Origin of the sequence: Geothrix sp. (genome assembly GCF_049292215.1) — a bacterium.
GTDB lineage: Bacteria > Acidobacteriota > Holophagae > Holophagales > Holophagaceae > Geothrix.
In genome coordinates, this window is the sequence record NZ_JBATQW010000035.1 from 1 (window position 1) to 24,906 (window position 24,906).

Genomic DNA, 24,906 nt, shown 5'->3' on the forward strand with positions numbered 1-24,906 from the left:
GCATGGGTGTGCTGCACGGCTGCAAGACCCTGCTGCTGCAGAACGACCACGGCCACACGGCCGAGACCGCGAGCATCAGCGCCGGGCTGGACTACCCGGCCCTCGGGCCTGAGCTAGCGGCCCTGGCCCTCGACGGGAAAGTCGAAGTGCGCCGCGCCTCCGATGACGAGGCGCTTGTCGGCGCACGCCAGCTCTGCGAAGCCGAGGGCATCCTGCCGGCCCTGGAGAGCAGTCACGCCCTGGCCCTGCTGCCCGCGCTCGTCGCCGAGGGCGTCGCCACCGTCCTGCTGGGCCTCAGCGGCCGCGGTGACAAGGACCTGTCCACCTACCAGTCGCGTCTGGGGATCTGAGATGAGCCTGAATCCACTGCTGCCCTTCCTCATGGCCGGCGATCCTTCCCTGGATGCGCTGCCCAGCCTGCTTGCCGAAGCCAAAGCCCTGGGCATCCCAGCCATCGAACTCGGTCTGCCCCACTCGGACCCCATCGCCGATGGCCCGGTCTTGCAGGCCGCCGCCCAGCGGGCCATCGGCCGCGGTGCCACGCCCATGCGTGTCCTGGAGTCCCTGGCCGGGATATCAGACAGCCCTGACGTGATCCTCTTCACCTACCTCAATCCGCTGCTCCAAATCGGGGCCGGGCGGCTGCGGGCCCTGCTGGCGCCGACGCCCGTGAAGGCCCTGCTCGTGGTGGACCTGCCCTTCGGCGAGGAACCTGCCTTCGAGGCGGACCTGCGCACCGCAGGCTACCCCATGGTGCCCCTGCTGTCCCCGACCACCACCCTCGAGCGGGCGCGGCAGATCCTGTTGGAACGCCCCGATCCTGGCGCCGGCACCCCCTTCGCCCAGCGCTTCGCCTATGTGGTGGCCCGGCTGGGCGTCACCGGCACGGGGCAGGGCATGGACCTGGGGCCGGTCGTGACGCGCGTCCAGCAGATCCGGACCCTTTCGGACCGCCCTCTTGCCGTGGGCTTCGGCCTGTCGGATGCGCAGAGCCTGGCCCAGGTGCGCACTCTCGGAGCCACGCCAGTCATCGGTTCAGCTCTGGTGCAGGAGTTGGCCGAGGGCCAGAGCCTCCGCGCCATTCTGTCGCCTCGCATGGTTGGTGACTCCTAGATCGTGAATGAGGCAACCGAACCCAATCCGCGAGAGTGGTTGCAGGACCGGGGCGATTTGGTATCGTGGTCCATCTTCATCCCTACGGAATCGGCTGGCGACAGCCACTCACCCCGGGACACCGGGTCAGGAGCTATGCCCCTATGAGTCATCGTTCGCGTCTCACCCTCACCGCCCTGACCCTGGTCGCGGCCGGGGCCTTCGCGCCCCAGGCCCAGGCCAGCGGCTTCCAGCTTCGCGAGCAGAGCCCGCTCTCCCAGGGCAACGCCTTCGCCGGCGTCAGCGCGGGCGGCGGCGACATCAGCGCCCTCTTCTTCAATCCGGCGGTGATGACTCAGTACGACGGCTGGCAGTTCTCCATGGGCGGCACCTATGTCAGCTTGGGCGCCAAGTTCGAGGGTGCCACGGCGACCCGCACGCCGGTCCTGCTCGGGCTCGGGTTCCAGAGTGCCCCTGTCACCGGCACCAGCCTGAACACTATTTCCGGTCCTTCCAGCCACGGCAACGCCGCCATCTCGGCGGTGCTGCCTGAGTTCAACATCATGTACAGCGTGAGCAAGGACCTGAAGCTCGGCCTCTCCCTGAACGTGCCCTACGGCCTCACCACCGAGTACGACGCCAACTGGATCGGCCGCTACCACGCGCTGAAGTCTGAGCTGAAGACCATCGACATCGCCCCGAGCATCGCCTATCGCGTGAGCAACTCCGTCACCTTCGGCGCGGCCTTCATTGTCCGCAAAGCCGAGGCGGAACTGACCAATGCCGTGGATTACGGCACGGCGCTAGCCTTGAAGGTGGGTGGGGCCCTGGCGGGTGCCGGACTGTCCACCGTATCCCCCGGCCCCGGCCAGAACAGCCCTGTCGCCACCGTCGCCATGGGTCTGCCCAATGGCACGTTTGGCACCCCCGGATACGCCATCCCGGGCGCCTGGGACGGCAAGGCTGGACTCAAGGGTGATGGCTGGGGCTACGGCTGGAAGGCCGGCATCATCTTCCAACCCTCCAAGGACTTGCGCATCGGCCTGGCCTACCAGGCAGCCATGGACATGACCCTGAAGGGCGATGCCTCCTTCGAGTACCCGGCTTCCATGCCCGCCACCGACTTCGGCGCACTGACTGCAGCCGGCCTCAAGAACGGCAAGGGCCAGGCGGACCTCAACCTGCCCTCAACCCTCTCGCTGGGCTTCGACTGGAAGGTGACCCCCACCTTCGCCCTCCAGGGCGAAGTGGCCCGCACGACCTGGTCCAGCTTCAAGACCCTGGTCGTGAAGTTCACGGACAACGTGGCGCCCCAGACCACGGAATCCATCACGGACGAGAACTGGAATGACACCACCTTCGTCTCCCTGGGCGGCACTTGGAAGCTGAACCAGGCCTGGACCTTCCGGGCTGGTGCAGCCATGGACAAGAGCGCCGTGGCCGATGCCTACCGAACCCCCCGCATCCCCGACAACGACCGCAAGTGGATCTCCTTCGGGGCCAGCTACGCCTTCTCGAAGCAGACCACCCTCGATTTCGGCTACAGCCGCCTCTTCATCAGCGATGGCAAGGTCATGCTCTCCGCCGGGACCACGGCCACCGACCCCAACGCGACCCGCGGCAACCTGAACGGCACCATCAAGGCCGACATCAACATCCTGGGTGCCGCCCTCCGCTACAGCTTCTAGTTAGCAGCGCTCATGCGCAAAAGGGGGCCGGCATACCGGCCCCCTTTTGCGTACGCACGGCTTGGCCGTCCCGCTACACCCGTTCGACCGCCATGGCGATGGCGTTGCCGCCACCGAGACACAGCGCGGCGATGCCGCGCTGCTGCCCCTGGCGCTCCAGGGCATGCAGAAGGGTGGCCATCACCCGGGCACCGGACGCCCCGATGGGATGGCCCAGGGCCACGGCGCCGCCGTGGATGTTGATGCGGTCGGCGGGCAGCTTCAGCTCATCCTTGGTGGCCACGAGTTGCACGGCGAAGGCCTCGTTGATCTCCCAGAGGTCCACATCGTTCACGGCCCAGCCCACCTTCGCCAGCAGCTTGCGGATGGCCTCCACGGGGGCCATGAGCACCCACTCGGGATCCAGGCCCGCCGTGGCGGTGCCCAGGATGCGCGCCTGGATGGGCAGGCCGTGGGCCCTGGCGTAGTCCTCGGTCGTGACCAGAACAGCGGCGGCGCCGTCGTTCACGCTGGGGGCGTTGCCCGCGGTGACAGTGCCGTCCTTCTTGAAGGCCGGGCGCAGCTTAGCCAGGGATTCCGTGGTGCAGTCGGCCCGGGGCCCCTCGTCCTCGCTGACGATGAGGTCGCCCTTCTTCCCAGGAATGGTGATGGGCACGATCTCGGCCTGAAAGGCGCCCGCCTGCATGGCAGCCAGGGCCTTGCGGTGGCTCTCGGCGGCCCAGGCATCCTGGGCCTCGCGGCCCACGCCGTACTTGTCGGCCACCAGTTCGCCCGTGTGGCCCATGTGCTGATCGGTCATGGCGCACCAGAGGCCATCGAGGATCATGGCGTCCTTGGCCTCGGTGTGGCCCATGCGGGCGCCGGCGCGCAGCTTGGGCATGAGGTAGGGCGCATTGGACATGGACTCCATGCCGCCCGCCAGGACCACCTCGTGGTCACCGAGTCGCACGGCGTTGGCCGCCAGCTGGATGGCCTTGAGGCCGCTGCCGCAGACCTTGTTGATGGTGAGCGCCGAGACGCTGGCGGGTAGGCCGCCGCGGAGCGCCGCCTGGCGGGCCGGGGCCTGGCCCACGCCCGCGCCCACCACATTACCGAAGATGGCTTCGGTGGGTTCGGCGCCCGGCACCGCGGCCAGCAGGGCCTTCACCACCTGGGCTGCCAGGTCCGGCGCCGCCAGGGGCGCCAAGGCGCCCTGGAACTTGCCGATGGGGCTGCGGAGGGATTTCAGGATGACGGCGTGGGACATGGGGACTCCGGTGGTGAGCACCACGGTCAGCCCTGAATCGGGCGCCGCTGCGGCGGAAAGGCCTCATCCAGGGCACTGAGATCGAGGTTCTCCAGGTTCAGGGTGGGGGGCGCGGCCAGGTAGATGTCCGGGGCCTCGTCCTGCAGGTGGCGGCGGGTGCGGTCCATGAGGGCCTCCATTTCCCGCAGGAACTTGAGGCGCTCCATTTTTAGATTGCGGATGTGCACCTCCAGCTCCACCACGTGCTGCTGGGCTTCGCGGACCACCTCCTCGGCCTTGAACTGGGCTTCGCGGATGACCAGTTCCTTTTCGCGGTTGGCCCCGTCCAGCACGTCCTCGCGGGTGCGCTGGGCCTGGAGGAGTGTCTCGCGGAAGATGCGGTCCTGGTCCTGGTACTGGCGCAGGCGCTCGCGGTTGTCGAGGATCTCCTCCTTCAGCTTCTGGTTCTCTGCCAGCAGCTCCTCCCACTCCCCGGCGATCTCGTGAAGGAAGGTGCGGACCTCGGACTCCTCCAGGCCCCGGAAGACCTTCTCGAATTCCCGGCGCTGGATGTCGAGGGGGGTGTATTTCATGGTGGCCTCAGGAGGTCAGGGCCCGGAGGAAGACCCGCTGGATGACGCCGAGCAGCAGCACGGCGATGAGGATGTCGAGGCTGAAGCCGCCGATGGGGGGAACGATGGCCCGGATGGGATGCAGGATGGGCTCGGTGATCGTATGCAGGAGGCGCACCCAGCGGTTCCGGGGATCGATGGGGAACCAGGACAGGAGGGCCGTGGCGATCAGGAGGTAGATGATCGCATCCAGGGCGTAGTAGGCGATGGTGAAGAGCAGGGGCATGGGCATAATCCTTGGGACCTGTTCATCATAGCTGGGACGAGGATCTTCCATGCGCATCGGCATCTCCTGCTACAGCACCTTCGGCGGCTCGGGCGTCGTGGCCACGGAGGTCGGGAAGGCCCTGGCGGCCCGGGGCCACGAGGTGCACATCCTCAGCCCCAGCCTGCCGCCGCGCCTAATCGGCTTCGAGGACCGCATCACCTTCCACGAGGTGCGGGCCAGTCCCTACCCCCTGTTCGAGGACGCCCCCTATTCAATCGCCCTGGGCTCGAAGATGGCGGACGTGGCCGAGCACAATGGCCTGGACATCATCCATGCCCACTACGCCATCCCCCACGCCATGGCGGCCCTGCTGGCGCGCATGGCCGTGCCACGCCTCAAGGTGGTGACCACCCTGCACGGCACGGACATCACGGTGGTGGGCAGCGACCCCAGCTACCTGCCCATGGTGAGGATGGCCATCCGCGAGAGCGATGGCGTCACGGCCGTCTCCGAATACCTGCGGGAGGAGACCGTCAAGACCTTCGGGGTGGACCGCACCATCGATGTCATCGGCAATTTCGTGGAGCCGCCCGGCCAGGAGCGACCCGACTGCCGTGCCTGGCTGGCCCCCAAGGCGGCCTTCGTGCTGACCCACATCTCCAATTTCCGTCCGGTGAAGCGGGTCATGGATGTGCTCAAGGTATTTGAGCGGGTGCGGAAGGAGGTTCCTGCTCGCCTCATCATGGTGGGCGACGGCCCCGACCGCGTGGAGGCCGAGGCCTACTGTCGGGAGCAGGGCTTCGCGGCGGAAGTGCGCTTCACGGGCAAGCAGCTGGACATCGGGACGGTGCTGGCCTGCTCAGACCTCTTCCTGCTCCCCAGCGCCACCGAGAGCTTCGGCCTAGCTGCCCTCGAGGCCATGGGCCACCGGGTACCGGTCATCGCCAGCCGCGTGGGCGGCCTGCCCGAGGTGGTTCGCCACGGGGTGGACGGCTATCTGGAAGAGCTGGGCGATGTGGAGGCCATGGCGGCGGACGCGATCCGGCTGCTGCGGGACGAAGACCTGCGCCTGACCATGGGGGACTTTGCCCGGGCCAGGGCCCTGGGCACTTTCGCCGAAGGCCCCATCGTGGACCAGTACGAGGCCCTATACCGGCGGGTGCTTGGACAGGCCTGACGCAGCAGCTTTTGGCGTTCGCCCTGGAAATCAGGCATCGGCCCACTTCGCCGATGAAGCGGGCATGGAGGCATTCAGGTGAAGGTTTGGCGAATGGCGCTCATAGCCCTGGCCCTGGGTCTGGCCTGGGGGGGCCTGAGCGCCGAGGGCTGGCATCGACCCTTCGCCGTGGTCGGTCCTGACCAAGGCCTGCCCAACGGTGGCATCACCTGTCTGGCGCAGGACTCGGATGGATTCATCTGGATGGGCACCGGGAACGGGCTGCTCCGCTACGAGGGTGGCCACACCAGCCGCTGGTCGCGGAAGGACGGGCTGCCTTCGGACTGGGTCGACCGGTTGCTGGCTGCTCCCGATGGCGGGCTCTGGGTCTCGACCGCCCAGGGGCTCGCCCGGTTCAGGCAAGGCCGCATCGAGGCTGCCAGGTTCGATCTCCAGAGCCCCCCCTTGGGCCTGCAGGGCATGGCCACCGACGCCACCGGTCGACTGTGGATCGCCACTGGGCAGGTCCTGTTCGTCCAGGTCCAGGGCCTGGAGTTCAAGCGACACCCTCACTCTCCCCCGGGCCAAGTGGTCAGCGTGGCAGGGGGACTGGATGGGGCCATGCACGTGGGCACGGACCAGGGACTCTTCACCTTTCATCCAAACGGAGGCATTGAATCCTGGGGCGCTTCCCAGGGGCTTCCCCGGAGCGGTGCCGGCCTGGTCGGCCAGGACGGAGCAGGTCGAGTGTGGGTTTGCAAGGACCGGCAACTGGTCATGAAGGAGCCGGGGGCCGCCCGCTTCACCGACCAGTCCCATCACCTGAAGGCCGCCCTGACCCCCTATGGCGTGTTCCTGCGGGATGAAGACGGCTCTCTCTGGTTGCCCACCAGGGCAGGGGCGCTGCGCCTGGAGGGAACCCGCTCCATCCTCCTGGACGCGTCGGCCGGCCTGCCCATGCGCTGGGTCCGGAACGTCTTCAGGGATCGGGAAGGAGGTCTGTGGATCCTCGGCCCCAGCCTAGCCCGGCTGCAGGGCAAGGGGCGGATCTGGAACCATCCACTGACCTCTGGAGCGACTGGGGGCATCGTGTGGTCCATGCTTCGCGACCCCAAGGGAAACCTGCTCGCGGGAACGGACGACGGCGCCTTCCGTGTGGGTGAAAGCGGGGCGTGGCAGATACCCGGGACCGGGGGCCAGCGAGTGAAATCCGTGGCGATGGACAAGACAGGCCGGCTTTGGATGGTTGGGACCATGGGGCCGATTCTCTGGCTCGAGCCAGGGGCCGCCAGGGCCCGAGTGGCGCCCCTCGGCGAATTGGGCCGCAAACTGAACACGGTGATGACGGATCGGTCCGGGCAGGTCTGGCTCGGTCACGTCAGCCTGGGTCTGCTTCGCTGGGACCCCAGCAGCCAGCGCCTCGTGCAAGAAGTTGGGCCGGCGGGCGCGCCATCTGGCAGCCTGAGTGTCTTCCAGATGCGCGAGGACAAGCAGGGGAGGATCTGGGCGGCCTCGAGCCTGGGTCTGCACATCCGCGACAGATCTGGAACCTGGCGACTTTTCTCGGAGCAGGACGGACTCCACCCCTTCGGCCACTATGCTCTTGCCTTCCTCGCCGATGGCAGCGCGTGGATCTCCTCTCGCGAGCCCCTTGGTCTGTTGCGGGTCCGCCTCGATGGTGACCGGCTGACCGTGGTGGACAGGCGTCACGCAGGGCAGGGACTCCGCTCCGATCTAGTCTATGCCGTAGAGGTGGATCCCCAGGGCAGGACCTGGGTGAGCACGGACCAGGGGCTGGACTGCCTGGACACCGGACTGCATGTGGGTCGCCAGGAAGGGATGGTCAGTGAGGACTGCGATCTCCTAGCCCTGCTAGCCGAGGACAAGCAGGTGTGGGTGGGCACCGTGGCGGGCCTCGTCCGCTACGAGACTGGCATGGTGGAGCCGCCGCTGCCGGCCCCCCAACCCCACATCCTCTACGTCATGAAAGGCCAGCAACGCCTGGAGGCCCCGTTCGGCACTTTCCAGCCTGTGGGGCCGCGGGATTCCAGCCTCGCCTTCCGGGTGGCCGTCCCGAGCTACCGACACGAGGGCCAGGTCCGCATTCAGGTCCGTCTGCTGGGCCTGGAAGAGGCATGGCGCGATCTGGACGCCCCATGGACCCGGTATCAGTCCCTGCCGGGCGGAACCTACCGCTTCGAGGCCCGGGCGGCCCAGCCGGACGGAGCTTTCGGGCCCGCCGCGGGCCTCTCTCTGCGAGTCCTGCCGTCCTGGTACCGGTCCTGGTGGGCCTGGACGCTCTGGGGACTGGGTGCGGTGGGTGTGATCTTCCTGATCGTCCGCCTGCGGGTCGCCAACCTCGCCCGCAGCAAGGCGGCCCTGGAAGTGCTGGTGACCTCGCGGACCGAAGAGCTGCGAGGGCGGAACCTTGAACTCACCGAGGCTCTTGGCCGGGTGAAACAGCTCTCAGGGCTCCTGCCCATTTGCGCGAGCTGCAAGAAGATCCGCGACGACCGCGGCTACTGGAACCAGCTTGAGCAATACATCAGCGACCACTCGGAAGTTGGCTTCTCTCATGGCATCTGCCCGGATTGCGTGGGCAACCTGTTTCCGGACTACTCAGGGAAACACCCGACCAGGGCCAAGGAAGAGCCCCGAGGCGACCACCCGGATCAGGGATCGGCCTAGAACCGCCGTCCCAGTCCCACCCAGACGTTGGGCCCGGTGGAGTCAGTGTCCGCCGTGACCGAGGGTGAGGTGGCCAGGGAGCCCGTGGCCGGGACGGAGTGCCTGAGCCGGGCCCAGGAATAGCTCAACCCGGCCTCGGCGTACCAGGTCCTCCGTTCGGACAGATAGATGTCCACACCAACGCCAAGGGTGGCGATGGGGAACCAGCCGCTGTTGTCCACCTGGAGGGACTCGTCCAGGAAGCTGTTGCGCAGGGTCAGGCGCGTCTGGTCCTTCTCGTAGGCGAGCCCGACCCCGCCGAGCAGAAAGGGCACCCAGCGATCCGCCGCACCCATGGGCCGATACTGGGCCAGGACGAAGAGGTCGGCATAGATCCCGTACTCCTGCTTGAAGGTCAGGGCGGCTGGTCCGGCCAGCGTGTCCACGGTGGCCATCCCATCGATCTTGCCCCGGGAGTAGTCAAGGCCGAGGCCCACCTTCCACTTCGGGTTCAGGTCATGGAAGAGGTGCAGACCCAGATTGAGATTCGGCACATCATCCCAAGTCCGGAAGGAGGATCCGAAGGTCGCGTTGATCTCCCTGATCTGCCTGTTCGTCTCGGTCTGCTTTGGCCAGCTTTGCTGGAGGTAGGCCGTCATGGACCAGGGGCCAGGTGCGCCCTGGGCACAACTCGGCAAACTGAGGGCAAGCAGACTCAGCCCAACTCGGAATCGACGAAGGCTGCACGCCATGAGGCACCCCGGGAAAAGTCCTCCACGGATAGACCCCGAACCGGGATCTGTCAATGAGGAGTCTGGGGTCATGGATCATGCTGTAATTAGAAGTTGAATCATATTATTTATTTAATCCGAAAGTGTGATGCTCACCACTCCACTGGGAGGAACCGATCGACCAGACTGTTCCTTTGCCCGGAGGGGCTTCGTGCCTAGTCACATGCGTTCCGAGAACGGCTCCGTTTTCGAGTTCATCGACGCCGTGAACACGGTGGACGTGGAGGCGCTCTCGCTCGAGGTTCACCATCTGCGTGAGAAGGAAAACTTCCTCAACCGCCTGCTCATGGCCATGACCCTGCTCAGCCGCCACCGCTCGATCGTGTCGGGCGACCTGGGCAGCGCCCTGCGTGACATCACCCGGATGGCGGCGCTTTCCGTCCAGGTCCAGCGGGCCAGTGTCTGGTTCCTCGACGAGACACGGACAATCCTGACCTGCGCCTGCATCTTCGACGGCCTTGAGGGCCTCCACAGCGAAGGCGCCCGGCTCTCGGGCGGCCACTACCCCACCTATTTCGCGGAGATCGAACGGGGCAGGGTGGTCGCCGCCGAGGATGCCCGCCAGGACCCCCGTACGCGGGAGTTCACGGAAGGTTACCTGATCCCGCTGAGCATCACCTCCATGCTGGATGTGCCCATCAAGCATGGCGACAAATTGGCGGGGGTCGTCTGCCTGGAACACACCGGCCCCCGGCGGGCCTGGCTGCCCGAGGAGAAGCAGTTCGCGGCCTTCGCCTCCAGCCTGGTGAGCCTGGCCATGGAGGCCACCGAGCGCATCACGGGTCTGGAGAAGGCCCGGTAGGGGCTGGACCTCTTGGGTCCAAGCCACCCGGGAATTGGGTCTGATCAGACCCGGAGCCCCGCATCAAACCGGGTCGTCATCGCCCCATGGCTGGCGTGCTGCTTGTTTATTTCAGGCAAATAAATCATTTATCGAATCAATCCCACAGGCACACTCCTTGCGGTCCAGGGTTCCGAATACGGGAACGCCGAAAACCGCACAGAGTAGGCACGCCTCAGGAGGATCAGAGCCATGCAAGAAGACATCACCGAACTCAGGAACCTGCCCCTGGAACAGCTGATCTCGGCCCCCCTCAATGCCGTCATCAAGGCCCAGGCCCAGGCCGCCATGACGACCGTCCAGTTCATCGAGGAGGTCGGCTTCATCCGCAAGGAGGAGGACTCCCTCTCCCTCTTCGATGCACCCAGCGACGGCACGGCGAACGACTACGATGTCCGCGTGGCGAAGCTACAGGTCTCCGTGGACAAGGACGGAGTCCAGACGGTCACCAACGTCGACCTCCCCTTCATTACCCTCTTCAATGTCCCGAGCTTCGAGATCAATAACTTCGACTGGTCCTTCAACGTGAAGCTGAAGAGCATGCAGTCCTTCTCAGCCAAGTTCGCGACCAGCACCACCACGACCACCACCGGCAATGTGGGCGGATCCCTGAGCATCTTCTCCATGCTGAAGATCGGTGGGGGAATGAAGGTGGAGTCCACCACCAAGACTGATTTCGAATCGAGGTTCAAGACCGGGCGAGAGCAGGAGTACAACCTCAACATCAGCATTAAGGGCAGCTCTGCGCCGCTCCCCAAGGGCATCGAGACCCTCCTGAGCATCGCCGAGAACGCCACCAAGGTCGTGACGCCGCCAGCCCCCTGACCGGACCGAGGGACCTGATTCCACCATCGTCAGCTTGGGTGCCTCCGTCGGATATGTCGGCGGAGGCCGGGAGAGAATGATTCATGGAAGCCCTGCCTCTGAAGGAAATCCTGGCCAGCCTGCTCAAGGAGTTCGAAGCGGCGGGAGTGGCCGCCGACGTCAGCCGCGAGCACTGGCGGCAGGTCTATGAGAGCAATAGCCTGCTCAAGGAGTTCGCCCCCAGCCGCATCCGGATCACCGAGGCTTCGGTGTCCCTGCCCCTGGCCCTGGCGCAGATCACAGCTCCCCGGGCCCAGACCCCCATGCTGACCAGCATGCAGCTGCTGCGGCTGCTCCCGGCCTCCCTGCCCCTGGACCTGCGGGGGGAACTGGCCGAGGAGGCGGCCCACTTCATCCAGAAGACCAAACGCATGACCTTTGCCAACAAGAAACTGGCCCGCACGGTGGTGAGCTTCCTGGCGGAGCGGGTCCGGGACAGGAAGATCCCCGACTTCGACCCCGAGGCGACCTGGGGGGAGATGACCGGGAAGGTCGACAAGCTGCGGGAGGACTTCCTCAACCGGACCAACCAGAACCCCGAGCGGGAGGCCCTGTTTTCCTATCAGACCGAGGAACTCCTCAAAATGGGATCCGACAAGATCACCCGGTTCGACCTGAAGATCGCCATCGACTAGGCGGGGAGAGGCGCCATACCGGGGTGGCTCCAGCCGTGTGCGGATCCAGTACCAGCATGGTTCCGCAATGGGAATCGCCTTGATTTGATTGGGATTCTGCCCCGATTCAGGGGTGTCCAGAGGGGGCTTTCTGCAGCCCGGGCAGGGCCCGATGCCTCCCACGAATTTCCCGGGAACTCAATTCGGGCTTGAAACTCCCGCGATTGAGGGCATCATCCTGTGCGGGCCCACGCCCTTACACAGGAGCCATTTCATGGCCGAGAACCTCACCAAGGCTGAACTCGTCGAAGCGGTCGCCAAGGCTGCCGACATCACCAAGTCCGCTGCTGCCGCCGCCATCGGCTGCTTCCTCGGAACCATCGCCGGCCACGTTGGCAAGGGCGGAAAGGTGACCCTCGTTGGCTTCGGCACCTTCTCCCAGAAGGTCCGCAAGGCCCGCACTGGCCGCAACCCCCAGACTGGCGCCGCGATCAAGATCGGCGCTTCCAAGTCCATGGGCTTCAAGGCCTCCAAGGCCGGCGCCGCCAAGAAGGCCGCCCCGAAGAAGGCCGCCAAGAAGAAGTAGCAGCGGTTCGAGCAAGGCCAGCGGGGAGGCGGTGTGCCTCCCCGCTGGTTCTGTACAGAGACGGACCCCAACATTCGACAATGGCTGTCAATGATGTCTTGCTCGCTTTGGACTGCCGGGCCGCCACTGCTTCTCGGCAGTCCGAGTCTGCGGGCTTGGGTGGTGGCACAGCAAAACCGGAGCCGCTCGGCTCCGGTGTGTTGAGTGGTGGCTGGAGGCAGACTCGAACTGCCGACCTAGGGATTATGAGGACCTGGATGAAAACCGCTGGAACTCAATAGTGGTGCGGGTTGGTGATGGTGGTGGCGACCTCGATATTTCAATCCTTGTTCACCAAGGGTTGAATCCTGGATTTTTTTTTAACGCCCCTGAATCTCTCCGAGGTCAGGATCCCGCTCAAACCGTAGCACCGCCAAGACGCGGATGACATCGTCCTGGCGCTCGTATATGACTCGAAAGGGAGGTTCGATGATTTCCCTCAAGGAGGGGTCCTCGATCTCCGGCACCATGCGGCCTAGGTCAGGGAACTGGGCAAGCCGCCCCACAGCACCGTGGACCTTGTGACCGATGCGGTCGGCGGCCTCGGGGGCCTCTCTAGCGATGTAGTCCAGCGACTCCTCCAGCTCCCTCAGGGCCGGTCCGGCCCACAGGACCTGCATCAGTGAGCACGCTTCTTGAGGCGGGCTCCTGCCTCCTCATGGGTGACGAAGTCCCCGGCCTCGAAAGCCTCCCGCCCCTGGTCAACAGCTTCTACAACTCGGGCCCGACGCGCCCAATCATCCACAAGCTGGGCCATGCTCACGCCCTTCTCAGCAGCCATGACGCGCATCATCCGAGCCGTCTCCTCCGGGACCATCATGGAGACCTTGGTGGTCGGACCTTCAAAGGACTTTGGACGACCGATGGCCATAGAGACCCCCCATTTAGGGATTTTAAATCTTTTTAATCAGATAACAACCCCAAGCTGCCTCTGACCAGTCACCGGGAGAGCCCCAACTCACAGTGTCGGGCGCTTGAGATCGAGATAACGGTCATGGATCATCCGGGCGATGTCAGCGTTCCTGGGGGCGATTCGGAGTCGGGCCCAAGTCTTCGAGGCTGTCCCAGGGACGGATGTCTACCTCGTTCCGGCGCTGTCGCTGATCACCACCGTAAACCAGGATGGGCTCGAACTCGTGACCCGGCGCCCCGGCCTCCAGGGCTGCCTTGGCCTCCATGAGCGGCTTCAACCATGAGCCATCGACGGTGCGTCCCGACTTGAACTCCACGAGGCGGGTCCGGTCGAGGCCATGGATGACAAGGTCCACTTCCAAGCCAGAGACCTCCCGGTAGTGGAACGCCGAGGCTTCCAGGCCCTGATGTAGGTGCATCTTCATGACCTCGGAGGCCACCCAGGTCTCGAAGATCGAGCCCCTCAGGGGGTGGGTCTCAAGCTGCTCGGCGGTGCGGATGCCGAGTAGATAGCAGACCAGGCCCGAATCGTAGAAGTGCAGCTTCGGGGCCTTGACGAGCCGCTTGCGGTGGTTCGTGTGCCACGGGCCCAGGCGGAAGCATAGGAAGCTGCTCTCCAGCACCGAGAGCCATGCCTTGGCGGTGGGCTGGGAGATCCCAGCATCCGCCCCGAGGCGGGAGAGATTGAGTTCCTGCCCCGTGCTGCCTGCACAGAGGCGGAGGAAGGTGTTGAAGCCCAGCAGGTCGCCCACGTTGAGCACCTGCCGAACGTCACGTTGGACATAGGTGGCGACGTAGTCGGCCAGCCACCGTTCCGGCGGGATGCCCTGGTCATGGATGCGGGGGTAGGCGCCCATGAACAGCGTGGAGAACAAGTCCTTCGGGGCCGCCGGGAATCGGCGCAGCTCGCCCAGGCTGGGCGGCAGCAGGTGGAGGATGACCGTCCTTCCGGCCAGGGACTGGCTCACCGCCTCGCTCAGCCCGAAATGTTGAGAGCCTGTGAGGATGAAGCGACCAGGGGCGGGGTCGTTGTCCACCATGTCCTGGATGTAACTGAGCAGTCCGGCGGCGTGCTGGACCTCGTCGAGGATGGCGCCATCAGGGTATTGGGCTAGGAACCCTCTGGGGTCCTCCAGGGCGAAGGCCCGGGTCTCCAGCGGCTCCAGGCTCACGTATGGCTTGCCGGGGAAGGCCGCCTTGCATAGGGTCGTCTTCCCCGACTGCCTGGGCCCCGTCAGGGTCACGACTGGGTAGGCAGCGGCCCAGCGTAGAAGGATGGGCAGGAGGTCCCGTTGGATCATAAATAGAGTCTAGGACTATTGATGACCGATTCAATATTATATTTTGAAACGGTAAAATCATTTGTAAGGACTGGAATCTTTGCCTTTTGAGGACCTCGAACCCTACCCGCGCTCATCATTAAGCCAGAGTAACCATCGGTTCGAGAAGGCCGAACCCCCGACAGGAACTCCGGGATGAAGTTTGACGATGTCGTGTTTCACGGACCGGAGGATGATCTCGATCTCCTCCACCGGCTTCTCCTTGCCCATCTGCTCAAGGAGGAAGCCCAGGCGCTGGAAGGTCGGTGGGCTGGCCCTTCTGGCGGCCAAAAGCAGGTCGTAGGTGTCGATTTGATCTGCAAACCTGGAGATCAGGGATACGGCACGGTCCAGCCCACCGATGTGATGCTGGAAAGCCACAAGATCCAGGGCGGTAGTGGCCGGGGTAGAGACCATCATGGTGCCCGTGGGCGTCTTCACCTCCCGGCGAGGCATCAGCTCGGCGGCTGGGCGCACGAAGAAGTCGATCCGGTGGTGCCCAACCTGCACGGGCCTCCGCTGGGACTCCACCATGACCTGGAGCGCCGCGAGGGGTGGGGTGGACACGCCGTAGATCGCGGCGGCGGACACGAGGGCCACATAGTATTCACGGCCTTCGGCTGCCATCAGGGCGTCGATGAACCAGGGGGCTGATGGGCCCCCCGTTGACTGGTGCTCCAGCGGAACGATCACGAAGAAGCCGCGCCGGGGCATGGCCAATCGTCCACGACTGACCAGCCGTCCCAGGTAGATCCGCAAGTTTGGATCGACGAGACGGGTTGCCTTGGATGCCTCCTCCTTGGTGAAGGTGTGACGGCCTTCCGCTTGCAGCTCATCCACCCACCGTCGAAGACGAGGAGGTGGATGGGCGGAGTTGATCGAGACATCCAACATGAACAACCTCAAAATGTAACGAATACTATTTCAATTGGTATATGGAGGCCGGGGACTTGGTCCTATGCGGATAGAAACACTATTTGTTACTTTCCGCATGGGCAACGAATGGGCGCATACCTGGACGACCAGATCAGAGGGGTTGATGCCCAGGGCTCTCGACCTGGAGATCACCTCGTCCAGGATGAGGGAGACCGGACGCCAGTCCCCGGCCATGACGTGTCGGTCACCCTCGTCGTCAACTACGTAAATGGTGAGCAACGATCCCGCGATCTCCACGGACTGGATCGTGCCCTCGACCCATACAACGTCTCGGCCAGGTTTCAGCTCCATGGCTCCCTCGCCCGGAAGCTGGCAGAGGCTCCCTTGAAGGGGCAGGCGGTGATCACCAGGAAGTCGAGAAGAGGAAGGCCCAGCACGGAACCTGCTTCGTGGAGATGAAGGGCAAACTCGCGGACATCCTCGACCCGCTGGCCGACCTCCGCCGCGATGGTGAAGGCCACGACCCCGGAAGCGGATGGGCCTGCCACCAGGGCCTCGCGGAAGAACTTCCGACAGTCGGGCAGGGCCGTCTCAGAGAGAACCTTGGCCAGGAGAATGTGCCCCGAGGTGTCGAGGACGAGGAGCCCTGAGGTGCCCGGGTGATAGCCCTGGGTCTCCAGGTAGGTCATGGCACCCAGTGGGCTCGTGATCAGTTTCGCGTCGCTCATGTTCCAGCCCAGGTCATGCCACCGGCACCGTCAGCTCATCCTCGGCCTGGGAGACCCATGTCGTTCTCTGGGCCCCCATCGTCGAGGAGTAGCCGCTGGCCATGGGAACGAAGGTGACGATCTGGGCCGATTGGTTTGCGTAGGGCGCCGTCATGTTGGTCACGGCCACGGCCCTGGGCTCCTGCACCGCTGGGTCGTCACCAGCAGGGGTGACCCTGGGCTGGTGGGCCAGACGGTAAAGGCGCTGGTTGGCCTCGGCAAGACTCTTCTCGTCCGTCTGGACGTAGTGCAGGGTTGTTGACAACTGCTTATGACGCAGCAGCTTCTGAACCTCGTAGACGGATGCCCCTGTTTGGCTGAGCAGGGTCGCATAGGTCGCACGAAGCCGATGGGGAGTCAGCCCGGGCACGCCCACCGCGATCCCAGCCCGCTTGATGGCCGTTCGAGTGAACTGCTGGCTATGGGGGGCGTCATCCTTCCCGGGGAGAACCCAGGCGGACTCCTTTGGCAGCTTAGCCAGTAACTCCTGGAGGTCCTCGGAGATGTTGAGTTTGGCTTCTTCCTTACCCTTCGTGGCCCCGTGGGCCATGTTGGTCTTTCCGCGCATCCATTCCCAACGAACGCTGAGTGACTCCGTCTCCCGCAGGCCCATCCAGAGCATGAACCGCACGGCGACCCGGATGTGGAGGTGGGCGTGCTGGTCGATGTGTTCCAGGAAGGGCTCGATCAAATCTATGGGCAGCGTCGTCCGGGGCTTCACCTGGACCTTCTGCTTCCTGATCTTGAAGGGGATCTTGACGAGGTAGCCGTCATCGACGAGCTGAGCGAAGACCGCCCGCAGGTAGGAGATCAGCACGTTGGCCCCGTCAACTGTGCGGGCGCGTCCGTGAGGCCCCTTGCCTTCGAGGTAGGTCTGGAAGACCCGAGCGACATCACCGGTCCGGACGCGGTCAGCCTTCACTTTGCCGATGATCGGGAGGACATGCAGGTCCATCGCCCGGCGGGCTCTGGAGAGGTTCGCCTCAGAGGACATGCCCTTCTTCAGAGAGAGCCAGTTCTTGAAGGCTCGCTCCACCGTGGGGGCGTCGAGGTCCCCCACTTCTGCGCGAGCGAGGCGAGATCTGAAAGCGGCTAGCCACGTCCGGGCATCGTTAAAGTTCGCGCACTTGGTGCTGCCGGTCAGGAGCTGGCCCCGGTGGGAGAACCGATACTGCCAGAACTCGCCGATCTTCTTGAGGCCCCCCCGCCAGCCCGCGCTCATGCCGCTCTCCTGGTCATGCGGTGAAGCTCTTCGGGTGCGGCGATGTGGATGAGGCGTTTTAGGGCGTCGGCAGGCCGCTCCCCGGTCACGCGGCAGATTTTCTGAACCATGTCGGCGACATGCTCTGGCAACAGGAGCTGCACCCGCAGGCTGCGGTCCATCTCGGGTTCTAGGGCGTGGGGGGCGGTCTTACGGGCCATGGAAAGCACCTCCACCCACCTAGTAGGACCACCGGTGCTCCCAATACACACCAAAGTTCAATCCATGTGGAATGGGTTCCCGGCCTGCTTCTCGGCACCGTCACCCCCGGGTGGGACCCACGACGGCCACCTCGGCATCACGGAGGTTCCCCTCGAACACCTCGCGGCCAGTGTCGGTGAATATATGGATGCGACCGGGAACGAGGTGATTGAAAGTCCAGCTGTCCCACTCCAGGACGCCCTCGACGGGAAAGCCCTGGCCCCGGATGGCCACCGGCTTGCCCGCCAGGATCCGGGTCAGGGTTCGCCCGGAGAGGGTGAGGCCGTGCTGGTCGTAGCCGTTGAACACGACCACCTGGGCCGTGCCGGACTTGAAGGGATAAGAACGCACGGTCACCCCACCAACCTCGGGCATCCGGCCACGGTCTTATGCCCCCTGACGATGAGGCGCTGACGGACCCCTTGCAGGGCAGGGCAGCCTTCAATGACCAGATGTTTGACCACCCGGGGCTGAGAGGCCATCCGCCCGATCCACTTCAAGGATGAGCACCCCCTGATAGTCAGGGACGGGATCGGCATGGCGTCCCTCGGCAGAAGCACGTCAAGGGTCAGGAGGTTGGGGCAGTCCTCTACGACCAGATCCGCACACACGGAGCCGTGGATCTGCCTCAAGGCCGGGCAGGCCCGGATGGTCGTCGGGGTCAGCGGGTGAAGCATGACGGCGGCCAGATCCACGCCACCCTCCACTAGCAGGGACTGAGCGAACACCGGGTGGAGGCGGCGCACACCGGCGACATCCTGAAGGGTGAAACTGCCCCGGCAGTCAACGGTCTCCGGCGGTTTGACTAGGGATACCGGGCCAATGATCTGAAGGTGCCCCATCAGTCTGGGCGGCAGCCAGGTGAGGTCCACGGGGGCCGTCTGGGGGCTGACCTCGACACCCCAGGGTTTGATGAACCTGCCGATGTCGGCAGGCACACGGAGGAGCTGAAGGTCTTCGATCCAGGCGGAGGGTTCATGGGTGGCCAGGAGGAAACGCAGTAGGTTAATGGGTTGATGCCCCAGGGCCTCCAAGATCCGCCAGGGTTCGCGGAAGACCGTGAGGCACCAGAGCCCCATCTCGGAGTCATCAGGGCGGAGGTCCCGTCTTGAAGTCCGAAAGCCCCTGGAGAGCCCACGGAAGCGGGGGAACAGCGGGAGGAAGAAGTCTTGGACCAAATCCCCGATCTCGTCTGGCATAGCACCGGCATCTTCCACAGCCTGGAGCTGGACGACCGGGCTGTCCTCCTGCGCCCTCAGGGATGTCAGGAGGTCCGCCCACCGCCCCTGTGGGTTGGGGAGGGGGGCTCCCGGGCGCCGAGGGCGGATGATGTCACACAGCGACATGGTCCCCCCTGAAGCCGATGGTGCGGCGTTGGGGGCCGCCTTTGAGGGAGCACTCTCTGGAGAGCCTGACCACGAACTCCCTGGTGGTGGTCACGGGGTCCAGGCGGGCCTGCCGCATGACGTTGGCGAAGTCGCCCGGGGTGAGGTTGCTGAGGCTCTGGATGTCCATCTCTGCCCTGCTGTCGCGGTGAAGCCCCAGGAGCCCTAGGCAGTTCGTGAGCATGGCCACGGTTTGGTCCGGGGTCATGAAGCCGAAGCGGATCTTCAGGTCGAAGCGGCGTAGGGTTGCGGCGTCGATGCGATCCATGAGGTTCGTTGAGGCGACGAAGATCCCCCTGTAGGACTCGGTCTGGGTCAGCATCTCGTTCACCTGGGTGACCTCCCAACCCCTCACGTCCGCCGTCGTCCGGTCCCTGAAGAAGCTGTCCGCCTCGTCGAGGAGTAGGAGGGCGCCCTCGGCCTCTGCCATGCGGAACATCCGCGCCATCTTGGCCTCTGTCTCGCCGACGTAGGGGCTAAGGAGGTCCGAGCCCCGATGGACATGTAGGGGACGGTCCAGCACCTGAGCCAGGTGTCGCCCCCATGCCGTTTTGCCCGTCCCGGGCGGGCCGTAGAGGCAGAGACGACCCGCCCCAGAACCCTTCAAGCCCAGGGCTACGGCGCCCAGGTCGAGGTCGGCGTTGACCAGATCATGCCGATAGGGAGGTTCCCCGTGGTTGTGACCTGATGGCATCCGTACCTCACCCAGCAGGGCCAGACCGTTGTTCAACAGCTGGCTCATCACCCCTTCTGCCTGGAGATCGGGCTGACCGTTGAGGGCCACCCGCGTGACCTTTGCGGCTCGTTCGAGCGCGGCGGGTGTGAGGCGTTCCTGGTCGGCCACCTGGGCCTGCCAGCACGGAGAGACCGATAACCCATTGGTGTATTGCTCCAGGATGTCGGCGCGGACGCTTCGGGGTGGAACCCCAACCTCCAGAACGTAGTCGAACCTGCGAAGGTAGGCGGGGTCGATGGCTGCCACGACGTTCGTCACCCAGATCGCCGGGATGGCGTTCTGGCTAAGCATGTGGTTCACCCATGCTTTTCGCCCCGACCGGTGCCTCCGGGACAGGCCGAGCCCATCCTCCTCGGCCTGGAACACGTCTTCGACCTCGTCGAAGAGCAGAACGGGCGGGGGGTCGCCACCGAGCACCCCCTGGGCAAGCTGGAAGGCACCGAACCGGGCCTCCCCCTTGATCACGTTGCCGTCCCGGTCCTCGGCGGCGACCTCGAAGAGGGGCGCCCCCACGGCTTTGGCAAGGGCTTTCGCCAACTCAGTCTTGCCGGTGCCCGGCGGGCCGTAGAACAAGATGTTCACGCCGGAATGCCCCTTCAACAGGGCCTGTCGAAGATAGGGGGCCAGCACCCTGAGGTCCTGCTCCAAATGGGGGAAGTCCGCGAGGTCGAGTGGACCGGAGGAAGGTCGGCGGAAGTTCGACGCGAACATGTCAAAAGGGTCCGCGTGCTCAAGGGCAAGCAGGTCTCCAATCCCGGCCAGGAGGCCGAGCTTCAATGACCAGCTCCACTTGTCCGCGCCCTGGACCCATACCAAGTTCGACCGGATCAGCCGGGCGGCGTGGTGCAAGGCAGTGGCGATTTCCTCGGTCGGGTGGCCAAGGACAGTGGCCAAAACCATGTGGACTTCGCTGGTTCGCAAGGCCCCGAACTTCTCCAGCAGGCGTTCCAGGCCCACGTTCTGGTGGGCCAGGGCGAGGAAGGCCACGATGTCGCTTTCCACTGCGGTCAGGCACAGGGTCTTCGCCAGCCAGGCGATGTTCTTCCCCAGCGTGGAGGTCCGGGGGATCCGGGGGGCCATGACCCTCATGGTCTTTCGCTGGCGCCACAGGGTGTCCAGCCGCTCCTTCAGGCTGGCGTCGCCCATGTCGATGACATCGTCCATGCCGATCATCGCCAGGCTGAATGAGTCGGTGATCCGGTTCTGGTCCATGACAAAGCGGTAGCCGTCGAGGTCCAGGAGCAGGCGAAGACCCCACAGCCGGAGCACGGGCCGGAAGGACTTCTGCACACCGGTAAGGGTTGCGGTCCGGATGGTCATCGGGGGCACGGGGGAACTGAGTTCATCTTCCTAAGTAGGGAGGTGTGGCCCTGGGTTACACCCCGAATCATCAGGGTTGCCGTAAAACTGCTGGCTACTTATCCCCACGAACCCACCGGAAGTTCAGAGAGGGGAGGCGGTGGTGCGTAGAGTCACCCCTATTTCAAAATGAAATACAGGGCGCCGCCGATGACCAGAAGGATGAAGACCCCGCAGCCTCACATTCCGGGTTTGGTCACGGGAGAAACGACGACCAGGACCACGGGGATCCTCGGGGTGCATAACCAAGCCGAGGCGCCCGTCTCAGCCCTTCTTCCTCTTTTGGATTTCCTCGGCGATCTTCAGAGTCCTGGCCTGGGCCTGTTGAAGCGCCTGTGCTGACATCATCCCGGAAGCCAGGTCCATACCCTTGGCTCCGCCAGGGTGATCCTTGGCCGCCGCGAGACTGAACCAAATGTAGGACTCCGGCACACTCTTAGTCACGCCCTTACCCTCTAGGTAGGCCATCCCCAGCCTGAACTGGGCATCTCCCTGCCCACGCTCAGCCGCCTTCCTAAACCACTTTGCGGCCTCCACGAAGTTCTGGGGGACGCCCTCACCCTGCTGAAGTGCGTGCCCGAGGTAGAACTGGGCTGACAGGCTCCCCTGCGCCGCAGCCTTGCGATACCACTTCACGGCTTCGCCCTTGTCCAATCTGACACCCTCACCCTTTGTGTAGGCGCGGCCAACCCGGACCTGTGCCCATTCGTCTCCATGTTCAGCGGCCTGTTGATACCACCTGATGGCTTCGGGGAGGTTCTGGGTGGCTCCTTTTCCGTCTTCGTAGGCGTGGCCCAGTTCGTTCATGGCAGTGGGATTTCCCTGGGTCGCGGCCTTCTGAAACCAGCTCATGGCTTCGACATCGTCCTTGGTCAACCCTGCCTTACCGGCCTGATAGGCGAGGCCAAGCATGAGTTGAGCTTCCGGGACACCCCTCCCCGCCGCCTCCTGGACCTCAGTGATCGAAGTGTATTGGGCCGCTGGCTTCGCCGGTGGCGCCTTGGGCTTCTTACCAGAGTTCGTCTGGCCAACCGCCGCCACAGCAAGCGTCAGTAGGACAAAGGTCATGCGGAACATAGGACCTCTCGGTTTGGTCTGACTAGCGGTCAGGAGCGGGTGTCTATCGCCACTTCACGCCCCGGACCTGGACGTGGGCGTTGCGATGGTAGGGGGCGATGGCGATGTCGATCATTTGGGAGCCGCCAGGGGGGATCCCGAATAAGGACTTGCTGTAGTTCTCCAAGGTCACCCCACCTGGGTCGATGAGGTCGAACTGCACGTTGGCGTCGAGGGTGGCGTTGCTGATGTTCTTGGCGTATCCAATGACCCGGGCGTAGCCGCCGTCAGACACGATTACCTGGGGGCCAATCAAGGTGATGGGATCTGGCTTGGGAGCGTCCATCGCCGCCACGATCTTCCTGGCGTCGAGGTCTCCCTTGCTAGCGGCCAGCCTGATGAGGCGCTCACCCTCCTGCTGGTCTTCCTTCAATCCGAACTGTCCTCGGACATGAGCCACGCCGAGTTTGAACATTGCCCACTCGTTTCCGTCCTGAACCTTCTTCTGTAGAAGGGCAAGGGCCTTCACCGGGTCCGGCGTCGATCCGATGTTCCCGCTGTAAGTGTCGAAGAGGGCCATGGTCGCCGGGTGACTGCCCTTGGCTGCGGCGATCTCAAGGTAGTGGATGCCCTTCTGGGTGTCCTTGCCGGTCAACAGGTAGACGGTGCCCTGGGTGAAGGCGGCGTCCACCTGACCCGCCTCCGCAGCGCGGTCAGCCCAGGAGGTTCCGAGTTGTGCGTTCTCCGGAACGCCCTTCCCCGTAGTTAGCGCCCGGCTGAACCTGAACATCCCCAACGGGGACCCCGCCTCCGCCGAGCGCCGCAGCATCTGGGCACCCTTGGCGAGGTCATCGGGAGAACTGCCCCCTTCAACCATGGCCTGCCCGATGACGGCCATCGCCTCGGGGTGCGAGCGGTTTGCCGCCCGCTGGAACCACCCCATGGCCGTCTCGTGGTCCACCGGAGTCACTGACCCTTCGGAGAAGCACTTCCCGATCTCGTAGGCGGCCTCGGCGCTGCCCAGCTTCTCGGCGAGCTTGAGGGAACCCAGAGCCTTCTCGAACCCTGAGGCTCCGTGCTGCTGGAGTTCAAGCCTTCCATTGGAGAGGGCACGCTTTTGGACCCCGATAACGCCGCCCGCCATGACAGCGATGCTGACGACGACCGACAACCCGACCTTTGCCCACATCTTCATCTCAACCACCTCCAGTGAGAGTCCTAGAAAGCAAAACGGGGGCACCAGCTTTGCGACCCGAGCCTTTGCCAATATGCGGGAGCCTGGCGTTAGCGGGCGGTCTTCGAGGTTGTGCTCTTCTTCCCCTTGGGTGCCAGGGCCCAAACCTTCTGGCAGCAAACATCATCCACAGTGTCTGGGATGATCTCCCCGCCCGGGCTGGATGCGGGGTCGCTGTGGTCCACCAACTGCCGGTCATCCTTGTCGTAGAGGAGAAACCGGTGCGACCACTTTCGCGTCTTGGAGAACTCCGCCTTTTCCACAATCACGAAGACTTGGTCACTGAACCCCGGGACCGTCATGGGAGGGTTCACTGGCCGGATCCTAAGCCACGCCGTGACCCCACGTTTTGTCGGAATTACCGAACCGACGCGCACTTCCACTGTGGTTCTAGGGGTTTTGCATATCTCTTTCCATTCAGGGGCCTGGGCCTGGGCCATGCAGGCGACCAGGGCAGGGGCCAGGAAGAAAAACCGGGCTCGGGGGAAGCGCGTCATGTGGGCTCCGAGGGATTTGAGTGGGTGGTGAGGTTGGTCAACGATTCAGGAGCAGTTAGGTAGAATGCAGGTCATGACCTGCTACCGAGCTGGCCCCCCTGGAGATGTGGGGTGTCAGAATGGTCAACATGGATTACACCATCGTTGTATTTCATCGTCGAGGCAGTTGTGACCAACAGGGGGCCTTACAAGCCTCGCCGCGCCGTCATGAAGCCCGAGACCCTGGGCGAGAGGCTCCAGGTAGTTCGCCGTGCCCTCGGGTTCAGTCAGGTGACCCTGGCAGAGGCTGTCGGTGTTCCCCAGCAGAGCGTTTCCTCGTGGGAGCGGGGGCTGACCGACCCATCGGGGCCCGGGATGGCCATGCTCACGAACGTCCTGGGCGTGACCGCCGCCGCCCTCAAGACCGGGAAGGGGTTCACAATCCCGGATGCGCCACCGGCCCTGGAGGGCAGGGGAGCCCAGCTCCATGGGGCAGAGGAGGGCTACGTGGCCGTTGAAGACGGGACTCGCAAGCCCATCGCACTGCCAGCGGCGGCGCCCGGAGAGGTCTGGGGCATCGATGCCGACTCTGGGGAGAGAGTCCCCCTCACCAAGGAGCAGGCGGTGGCGTGGTTGTCCGACGCCATCGACAGCGAAGCCCCCGTGTGGATCGTGTCCAAACCCGACACGAAATCGAAGGTGGGCAGGGCCACCACAGGGAAGCGCCCCAAGGCGTAAACGGGTGCCATGGCGCGGCTGGTCCCGTCGATCCCTAACCCAGGCCAGACCCGTTGGAGGATCACCATGGGACTTCGGTGTCCCCGAGAATGGTTTTAACCGGCTTCTATCGGAAAGCAGACACACCTCCCTCCCCAGTAGGTCACCCCCCCTTTGGAACGCACATCAATCGGTCAAATAATG

Annotated in this window: 26 protein-coding genes and 1 pseudogene; 10 read left to right on the plus strand and 17 right to left on the minus strand. The window is 64.6% G+C overall.

Annotated features, from left to right (window positions below):
• The 3 genes and pseudogenes from WAS25_RS06205 to WAS25_RS06215 form a co-directional block, all read left to right on the plus strand.
• Positions 1-350, plus strand: a pseudogene (locus tag WAS25_RS06205) (tryptophan synthase subunit beta); the annotation flags it as partial.
• 1 nt (position 351) lies between these two features.
• Positions 352-1,113 (plus strand): tryptophan synthase subunit alpha, encoded by a 762-nt coding sequence (gene trpA / locus WAS25_RS06210; RefSeq protein WP_422310651.1) that lies wholly within the window; start codon positions 352-354, stop codon positions 1,111-1,113.
• A 143-nt stretch (positions 1,114-1,256) separates the two neighbouring features.
• Complete coding sequence (locus tag WAS25_RS06215) at positions 1,257-2,780, plus strand: OmpP1/FadL family transporter (protein WP_422310652.1); 1,524 nt, start codon at positions 1,257-1,259, stop codon at positions 2,778-2,780.
• A 73-nt stretch (positions 2,781-2,853) separates the two neighbouring features.
• Here WAS25_RS06215 and WAS25_RS06220 read toward each other — a convergent pair whose 3' ends face one another.
• The 3 genes from WAS25_RS06220 to WAS25_RS06230 are packed head-to-tail and all read right to left on the minus strand — an operon-like array spanning position 2,854 to position 4,863.
• Positions 2,854-4,026, minus strand: a complete 1,173-nt coding sequence (locus WAS25_RS06220; protein ID WP_422310653.1) for a thiolase family protein — start codon at positions 4,024-4,026, stop codon at positions 2,854-2,856.
• A gap of 26 nt (positions 4,027-4,052) precedes the next feature.
• Complete coding sequence (locus WAS25_RS06225; RefSeq protein WP_422310654.1) at positions 4,053-4,598, minus strand: DivIVA domain-containing protein; 546 nt, start codon at positions 4,596-4,598, stop codon at positions 4,053-4,055.
• Between the two features lie 7 nt (positions 4,599-4,605).
• Positions 4,606-4,863: a YggT family protein gene (locus WAS25_RS06230; RefSeq protein ID WP_422310655.1), complete on the minus strand. Its 258-nt coding sequence runs from the start codon at positions 4,861-4,863 to the stop codon at positions 4,606-4,608.
• 49 nt (positions 4,864-4,912) lie between these two features.
• On the opposite strand from WAS25_RS06230, the gene bshA reads away from it, so the two are divergent.
• Both bshA and WAS25_RS06240 read left to right on the plus strand, forming a co-directional pair.
• Complete coding sequence (gene bshA / locus WAS25_RS06235; RefSeq protein ID WP_422310656.1) at positions 4,913-6,022, plus strand: N-acetyl-alpha-D-glucosaminyl L-malate synthase BshA; 1,110 nt, start codon at positions 4,913-4,915, stop codon at positions 6,020-6,022.
• A 93-nt stretch (positions 6,023-6,115) separates the two neighbouring features.
• Positions 6,116-8,689, plus strand: coding sequence for a two-component regulator propeller domain-containing protein (locus WAS25_RS06240; RefSeq protein WP_422310657.1), 2,574 nt, complete (start codon positions 6,116-6,118; stop codon positions 8,687-8,689).
• Here WAS25_RS06240 and WAS25_RS06245 read toward each other — a convergent pair.
• Positions 8,686-9,222 (minus strand): hypothetical protein, encoded by a 537-nt coding sequence (locus tag WAS25_RS06245; RefSeq protein ID WP_422310658.1) that lies wholly within the window; start codon positions 9,220-9,222, stop codon positions 8,686-8,688. The genes WAS25_RS06240 and WAS25_RS06245 overlap by 4 nt on opposite strands.
• Positions 9,223-9,610: 388 nt before the next feature.
• Here WAS25_RS06245 and WAS25_RS06250 point away from each other — a divergent pair, with 388 nt between their 5' ends.
• The 4 genes from WAS25_RS06250 to WAS25_RS06265 all read left to right on the plus strand — a co-directional run bounded on the left by WAS25_RS06250 (position 9,611) and on the right by WAS25_RS06265 (position 12,364).
• Entirely contained in the window at positions 9,611-10,261 is a 651-nt protein-coding gene (locus WAS25_RS06250) for a GAF domain-containing protein (RefSeq protein WP_422310659.1), read from the plus strand.
• A 231-nt stretch (positions 10,262-10,492) separates the two neighbouring features.
• Complete coding sequence (locus tag WAS25_RS06255; RefSeq protein WP_422310660.1) at positions 10,493-11,125, plus strand: DUF2589 domain-containing protein; 633 nt, start codon at positions 10,493-10,495, stop codon at positions 11,123-11,125.
• Positions 11,126-11,208: 83 nt separating this feature from the next.
• Positions 11,209-11,799, plus strand: a complete 591-nt coding sequence (locus WAS25_RS06260) for a hypothetical protein (protein WP_422310661.1) — start codon at positions 11,209-11,211, stop codon at positions 11,797-11,799.
• A gap of 253 nt (positions 11,800-12,052) precedes the next feature.
• Positions 12,053-12,364, plus strand: a complete 312-nt coding sequence (locus tag WAS25_RS06265) for an HU family DNA-binding protein (RefSeq protein WP_422310662.1) — start codon at positions 12,053-12,055, stop codon at positions 12,362-12,364.
• Between the two features lie 359 nt (positions 12,365-12,723).
• Here WAS25_RS06265 and WAS25_RS06270 read toward each other — a convergent pair whose 3' ends face one another.
• The 13 genes from WAS25_RS06270 to WAS25_RS06330 form a co-directional block, all read right to left on the minus strand.
• On the minus strand, positions 12,724-13,023 hold the full coding sequence (locus tag WAS25_RS06270; RefSeq protein WP_422310663.1) for a type II toxin-antitoxin system RelE/ParE family toxin: 300 nt from the start codon (positions 13,021-13,023) through the stop codon (positions 12,724-12,726).
• Positions 13,023-13,274 carry a hypothetical protein gene (locus WAS25_RS06275; RefSeq protein ID WP_422310664.1) on the minus strand — a complete coding sequence of 84 codons (252 nt, stop codon included), beginning with the start codon at positions 13,272-13,274 and terminating at the stop codon, positions 13,023-13,025. The genes WAS25_RS06270 and WAS25_RS06275 overlap by 1 nt, the downstream gene beginning before the upstream one ends.
• Positions 13,275-13,416: 142 nt before the next feature.
• Positions 13,417-14,616, minus strand: a complete 1,200-nt coding sequence (locus WAS25_RS06280; protein ID WP_422310665.1) for an ATP-binding protein — start codon at positions 14,614-14,616, stop codon at positions 13,417-13,419.
• 102 nt (positions 14,617-14,718) lie between these two features.
• Positions 14,719-15,474, minus strand: a complete 756-nt coding sequence (locus tag WAS25_RS06285) for a type IV toxin-antitoxin system AbiEi family antitoxin domain-containing protein (protein ID WP_422310666.1) — start codon at positions 15,472-15,474, stop codon at positions 14,719-14,721.
• Between the two features lie 377 nt (positions 15,475-15,851).
• A complete protein-coding gene (locus WAS25_RS06290) occupies positions 15,852-16,238 on the minus strand; it encodes a hypothetical protein (protein ID WP_422310667.1) in 387 nt (128 codons plus the stop codon).
• A 13-nt stretch (positions 16,239-16,251) separates the two neighbouring features.
• Positions 16,252-17,499 carry a tyrosine-type recombinase/integrase gene (locus WAS25_RS06295; RefSeq protein ID WP_422310668.1) on the minus strand — a complete coding sequence of 416 codons (1,248 nt, stop codon included), beginning with the start codon at positions 17,497-17,499 and terminating at the stop codon, positions 16,252-16,254.
• Entirely contained in the window at positions 17,496-17,699 is a 204-nt protein-coding gene (locus WAS25_RS06300; RefSeq protein WP_422310669.1) for a hypothetical protein, read from the minus strand. Before WAS25_RS06300 ends, WAS25_RS06295 begins: the two co-directional genes overlap by 4 nt.
• Positions 17,700-17,799: 100 nt before the next feature.
• The gene (locus WAS25_RS06305) at positions 17,800-18,090 is read right to left on the minus strand and encodes a hypothetical protein (RefSeq protein WP_422310670.1); all 291 of its coding nucleotides are present in this window, start codon (positions 18,088-18,090) and stop codon (positions 17,800-17,802) included.
• A gap of 2 nt (positions 18,091-18,092) precedes the next feature.
• Positions 18,093-18,818, minus strand: a complete 726-nt coding sequence (locus WAS25_RS06310) for a hypothetical protein (RefSeq protein WP_422310671.1) — start codon at positions 18,816-18,818, stop codon at positions 18,093-18,095.
• A 253-nt stretch (positions 18,819-19,071) separates the two neighbouring features.
• Positions 19,072-21,180 carry an AAA family ATPase gene (locus tag WAS25_RS06315; RefSeq protein WP_422310672.1) on the minus strand — a complete coding sequence of 703 codons (2,109 nt, stop codon included), beginning with the start codon at positions 21,178-21,180 and terminating at the stop codon, positions 19,072-19,074.
• 303 nt (positions 21,181-21,483) lie between these two features.
• Positions 21,484-22,296: a tetratricopeptide repeat protein gene (locus WAS25_RS06320; protein ID WP_422310673.1), complete on the minus strand. Its 813-nt coding sequence runs from the start codon at positions 22,294-22,296 to the stop codon at positions 21,484-21,486.
• 43 nt (positions 22,297-22,339) lie between these two features.
• Positions 22,340-23,470, minus strand: coding sequence for a hypothetical protein (locus WAS25_RS06325; protein WP_422310674.1), 1,131 nt, complete (start codon positions 23,468-23,470; stop codon positions 22,340-22,342).
• An 89-nt stretch (positions 23,471-23,559) separates the two neighbouring features.
• On the minus strand, positions 23,560-24,006 hold the full coding sequence (locus WAS25_RS06330; protein WP_422310675.1) for a hypothetical protein: 447 nt from the start codon (positions 24,004-24,006) through the stop codon (positions 23,560-23,562).
• Positions 24,007-24,213: 207 nt separating this feature from the next.
• On the opposite strand from WAS25_RS06330, the gene WAS25_RS06335 reads away from it, so the two are divergent.
• Entirely contained in the window at positions 24,214-24,723 is a 510-nt protein-coding gene (locus tag WAS25_RS06335) for a helix-turn-helix domain-containing protein (protein WP_422310676.1), read from the plus strand.
• Positions 24,724-24,906 lie beyond the last annotated feature (183 nt).